We start from the raw sequence: 5,147 nt of genomic DNA, 5'->3' as shown, positions 1-5,147 counted from the left end.
AGTCGGTCGTACGTTTAGTTGCCGATGGCATCGATTTTGAGGGTGACCTCGGGGTCAAAGGCAAGTGCGGCATTCTTCAATCCGTGGCGACCCGCCAGGCGTTTCTGTGCGATCCCACCCATCGCATCGTTTTTCACTTTACGCCGAAGCATAGCTCATGGCTGAATCAGATCGAAATCTGGTTCTCTATTTTGGTGCGCAAAGTCATTCGACGAGGGAGTTTCTCATCGGTCGACGACCTTTGCCAGAAAATCAACAACTTCATCGACTATTTCAACAAGACAATGGCCAAACCATTCCGCTGGACCTACCAAGGCAAGCCGTTGGCAGCCTAGCTTGACATGGTCCGAGCACTTTCATCCTGCGGTACTAGGGTGTTTTGCAGGGCCGGGCCGTCGGGCGGCAGGTCGGTGTCGTAGTGATAACGGACCTGGACCTCGGTGCCGGTGCCGGTGCTTGCCGCACTGGGGTGCGGTGCCCCCAGGGATTCGGTGACTGTGCGGTTGGCTGCGTCGTAGGTATAGGCGATGCCCTGGCCCTTGGCATCGGTGGTGCCGAGCAGGTTGCCGACGCCGTCGTAGGCGTAGGTCATCAGGCCCTTGTCCGGGTCCACCATGCGGGTCTTGCGGCCCAGCCCATCGAAGGTCAGGGTCTTGACATTGCCCTGGTCATCCTGGATGCGGGTCAGGTTGTCCTGCCCGTCATAGCCGTAACGGGTGACATAGGTAGCGCTGCCGTTGACCTCCCGGACCTCGATCAGGCGTTGGCGGCCGTCGCTGATGCTCGTCTGCGGGGTGCCCGCATGGGGGCCGCCGGTGAGCGTGTCCTCCTCGTCCGAGGCGACCTTGGTCAGCGGCAGGTAGCGGGTGGCGCGGAAGGTCCCGTCCGGGTTGGTCTCGCGCACGGACCGGCCGCGGGCGTCGTACTCCAGGTCCGTATGGGGCAGCGTGGCGGCCGGGTCCGCGTAGTCCGGGCTTGCGGCGAAGTGTGGCAGCCACTGGCGCGCAATGCCGCGGCGCTGGTTGAAGACCGCCGCCTCGCTGACCACCCAGTCGCCGTGTGCGCCCTCGGCGCGGGTCTGGAGCTTGCGCCCCAGGCCGTCGAACCAGCTCAAGCTGTCATAGGTGCCGGGCTCCCCGGACTGCTCGCGCGTGCGGGTGACGATGGCACTCACCGGGTCGGCGAGCCGGTACTCGAAGCTCTGGGTGGGCAGCGCCGCGCTGTCGCCCGGCTTGATGATCCGGGTCAGGCGACCGAAGGTGTCATAGCCGAAGCCGGTGGTCTGGCCGTTGGGGTCCGTGAAGCCGGTCATGAGGCCGAGACCCAGGTCGTAGTCCGCGGCCATGGTGAGCCCCAGGCCGCCGATGGTCTCGCGCACCGGAAAGGCGTGGAAGGTCGCGTCGTAGTCCAGGCCGCGCCAGTGGCCGTTGGCGTCGGTGAGCCGCAGCACGTTGCCGAACCCGTCGTAGGTCTTGGCGGCGACCGGGATGAAGGTCTGCCCGTCCGGGGAGCGCTCGTCCAGGGTGAGATTGCCGCGGGCGTCATAGGTCAGGCGCTGAAGGCTCACCAAGCCACCCGCCAGATCGGTCTTGCGCACCCGGCTCGGGCGGTCGATGACCCAATTGGCCGTGTCGATGCGGTAGTCCGTGTAGTTCAGCAACTCGTCCGCGCCCGCGCCGGGATCGGTACCGGCGACGATGCCGTAGTCCAGGTCCGCGGTGGTGTTGCCATAGCCGTCCTGGTCCCAGGCGTGGCGCAGGGTCACGGGGCTCGCGGTACCCTCGAAGATCCGGGTATCGGTCTGCTGCGTGAAGGAGTAAGTGACCGGGACGCCATTGGTGCCGGTGGCGAGTGTGCGGGTGGTGAGTCCGTGGTCGGCCACCTCGAAGAGTCCCGCCGGTGGGCTCAGGGTGCCGCCGGTCTCCAGCACGGCTTGGGACAGGGCCATGCCTTTGCGGCTCTCCTGTTGGTCGCCGACGTCAAAGCTGTAGCTGGTCTGCACCCCCGGCGCGCCGGGTCCGCCCTGCTCGACCTTGGTCACCTGGCCGAAGCCGCGAAACTCCTTCTCCGCGCCGTCGTAATAGCCGTCCCGGTAGCGGTAGTCGGTCACGTATTCCTGGCCGCTGTTGTTGTCCCGCACGGTCACCCGGCTGACCACCTGGACCGGAAAGGGCAGCTTGCGCGACCAGGGGTTGCCCGCGTCGCGGTCGCGCAGATAGTCCTCGATGGAGGAGCGGTAGTCGATGCGGGTCTCTTGGCCCAGGCCGTTGCGGATGGCCATCAGCAGGTAGGGGTGGACGCCGGCGTTGAAGGAGACCATCTGGTAGGGGTCGGCGCTGTCCTCGTTGGTGACCAACAGGTCGAGGCTACCGTCCCCGTCCAGGTCCGCGAAGCGGAAGGCTGATTTTCCGCTCGTGGCCGGGGTGTTCTCCACCAATCGCTCATCCTCGAAGCGCCCATCGCCGGCGTTGCGCCAGATGCGCAGAAAGCGGTTGCCAACCTCGACCCAGTCCGCGAGTCCGTCGTGATCGATATCGGTCAGGGTGACCCGGGCTAGGTCGAGGTTGAACGGTGGATTCCCCATTGGTACCTCGGTATCGAACTCCCCAAAGCCCATCCCGGGAAAGTAGGCACAGTAGCCGTCGATGATAGAGACCAAGTCTTCAATGCGGTCGCCATTCATATCGCCGAGCTTCACCGTGTCCCGGTCGAGCGGCAGATAGGTTCCGTTGGTCTGCCGATCGTAGTCCGCGCTCCATTCGCCGGCCCCCGGATTAAGCCAGACCAGATAGCTCGATCCGGTGTCGCGCAGGACATCGATCAGCTTGTCGTTGTTCAGATCGAGCAACCGGGTCTTGGTATCTTCGAAGCCGAAGCGCGGCGCCGCCCCCGCGCTCACCCAGTCCGTTTCCTCCCAGGCCAGCGCACCTTGGTTTTTGAAATAACCGAACTCATTGCTACCCTTAACGAAGAGGTCGGAGCGGCCGTCTCCGTTCATGTCCGCCATCAGTACGCCGTTGGTCTGTAGGGTGCGCCGCGGGGATAGTTGAGGCTCCACCGGACCCGCGGCCCAGTCACCGCGCCCTCGGTTCAGATAGAACCGGTGCGGGCTGTTACCGATCGGTGTGTAGAACACATCCGGCAGGCCGTCGCCGTCGATATCGACCAGGTCCACGTTGGGGTTGGTTAGATACACCGGGCGCGGCGGCGGCTCGCCCATCGCTGCCGTGCGCGCCAGGGTTCGATCAAAAACACTGTAGTCGAACGACAGCGGCGGCAGCGTACTGGCCCCGTCGGCGCCAACCTGCACGATGCGCTGCGGTAGCGAGGGGGCTCCATCCCCGTACTCAATACGATAGGCCCGCACCAAGACGCCAAAGCTGCGCATCTCGATAGTGCTCAGACGCCTGGCGGTGACGATACGGGAGCGGCTGCGGTAGTCCATCACCGCGTCCGGTCGGGCCTGGTAGCTGAAATGAATCGACTTGTCATCCGTTGCGGAGGCGAGGGCGTAGCGGATTTCGGTGAGGTAGACCTGCCCGTCGGCCTGTTCGTAGCCGTACAGGATGGCATTGCCGTTACGGTCCTCGGAGCGCTTCAGCCGCCACTCGAAGGTGCCGCGGGGGGTATCGAGCCGCGATTCGGCCCCGGTGCCGAACCAGTGCCGGGTACCGTTACGCTCCCAGACCGTGAAGCCCGCGCCGGTTCGGTGCACCTTGAGAAATGCCCCTTCGATCTTGGCCCGATAGAGCCCGCCGCCCTGCGGGACTAACTCCCCGGCGACGGAGTGCAGCAGTAAATCGTCATCGGTATAGGCCGGCAAGCCCTTGTCGGTCTGGCGCTGGAGCCAGGGGATATCGAGCCGCCAGCCGAGTCCGACGGGGCCGTTGCCATAGCCGCTGTTGTAGACCAGTGCCAGGTCGGGTTGGAATCCGGCCACCCCGGGCGGGACGGCGAGGCGCACCCGGTAAGCCGCGGTGCCGGTGTTCAACTGGGGCTCGAAGGACTCGCCCAACCCCTCGATCGACCCCGGCCCTTTGGGCAGGGATAGCACCGAAGGCTCCACCCCGGACTTGTTTGCCCCCCAGGTTGTGAGCGGCAAGAGCAGCAACCACAGCGCGAGACGTGCGTATCGCCGCGTAGGGTTGGGGCTTCTTGTATGGCTCGTGTTCATGGGTGGGGCTGCTCGCAGGAAAACCTTCTGCCACTGCCGCTATTGGGTCGAGCCGATGACATCAATGGTGATCATGATGTCAGCGAGCTTGGACCAATCGAGTGCCTCGCGGACGCCCACGTCCTTTACTTCCAGGCTCCAGTTGGATGCGGTGACGCTACGGCCCAGGAGCCCGTTGTTCCACATCACCCCAGGGTCAGGATCCGCGGCGATGAAGAGCCCGTTGCGATTACTCGACAGCACCGCCTTGGCGCCGAACATCGTGTCCGCGTTCTGGCCCTGCATGTTGAGATACTCACCCACCGGGATGTACTCGGCCGGGGCAGTGCCAGCGCGACGCAGGGTCGATGCGCCCTTCTGTTCGATGGTGATTCGGGGCTGCCAGTAGGTACCGCCCTGGCTGCTGTCGAAGTTCACTGCAACACCATTTGCCTGCACCGGATCGCATCGTTGCGCCGTGCCATACCAGGCCTTGGTGTTGTAGAGTCCAAGCCAGGCGATGGCCGGGTCTTGCAGCGAGGTCGAGAAGGCGATCCGCAGGACCTTGCGCCCATTCTCAGGATCATCCGCCAGTTGGCGGTTCAGATAGCCTTGCCATTCGCGTTGCCGCCGCGTCTCGCGGCACCGGGCGCGCTCTGTTGGCTGCGGCAGTGCGGCGCAGCTGGGATCAAGTGCGTCGATATAGACGTCGGTCAGGCCCAGGATGTCCCACACCAGGCTCAGTTCTACCGTACCCAATTGCACCGAGCCCCAGGGGCAGGTGTCATAGACCTCCAGCCGGTCATTGAAGCGGTCGAGATCGACGACATCTTGCATCTTGTATAGATCAGTGAGAGGCTGTCTAAGAACCATTTTGAGATAGAGGCTTACTTAACGGCTAATAAATACGGCGTTTGATTATTGCAGATCTGCCGAAGAAGCAAGCGTCCGGATGCAATATAAACCTGCGTTTCGCTTGAAGTCGGTTTGCGCT

2 protein-coding genes and 1 pseudogene are annotated in these 5,147 nt (G+C 63.9%); 1 reads left to right on the top strand and 2 read right to left on the bottom strand.

What is annotated here, in order from left to right; genetic code table 11:
* Positions 1-128: 128 nt before the first annotated feature.
* Positions 129-233: pseudogene (locus QZX93_RS11450) on the top strand (transposase); the annotation flags it as partial.
* 98 nt (positions 234-331) lie between these two features.
* On the opposite strand, the gene QZX93_RS11445 reads toward QZX93_RS11450, so the two are convergent.
* Positions 332-4,054 carry a toxin TcdB middle/N-terminal domain-containing protein gene (locus tag QZX93_RS11445; RefSeq protein ID WP_295393396.1) on the bottom strand — a complete coding sequence of 1,241 codons (3,723 nt, stop codon included), beginning with the start codon at positions 4,052-4,054 and terminating at the stop codon, positions 332-334.
* 159 nt (positions 4,055-4,213) lie between these two features.
* Positions 4,214-4,990, bottom strand: a complete 777-nt coding sequence (locus QZX93_RS11440; RefSeq protein WP_295393395.1) for a hypothetical protein — start codon at positions 4,988-4,990, stop codon at positions 4,214-4,216.
* Positions 4,991-5,147: the final 157 nt, after the last annotated feature.

Source organism: uncultured Thiodictyon sp. (genome assembly GCF_903946935.1).
Taxonomy (GTDB): Bacteria; Pseudomonadota; Gammaproteobacteria; order Chromatiales; family Chromatiaceae; genus Thiodictyon.
Note: the sequence above shows the minus strand (reverse complement) of the source record. Positions and strands in the feature narration are given on the sequence as shown.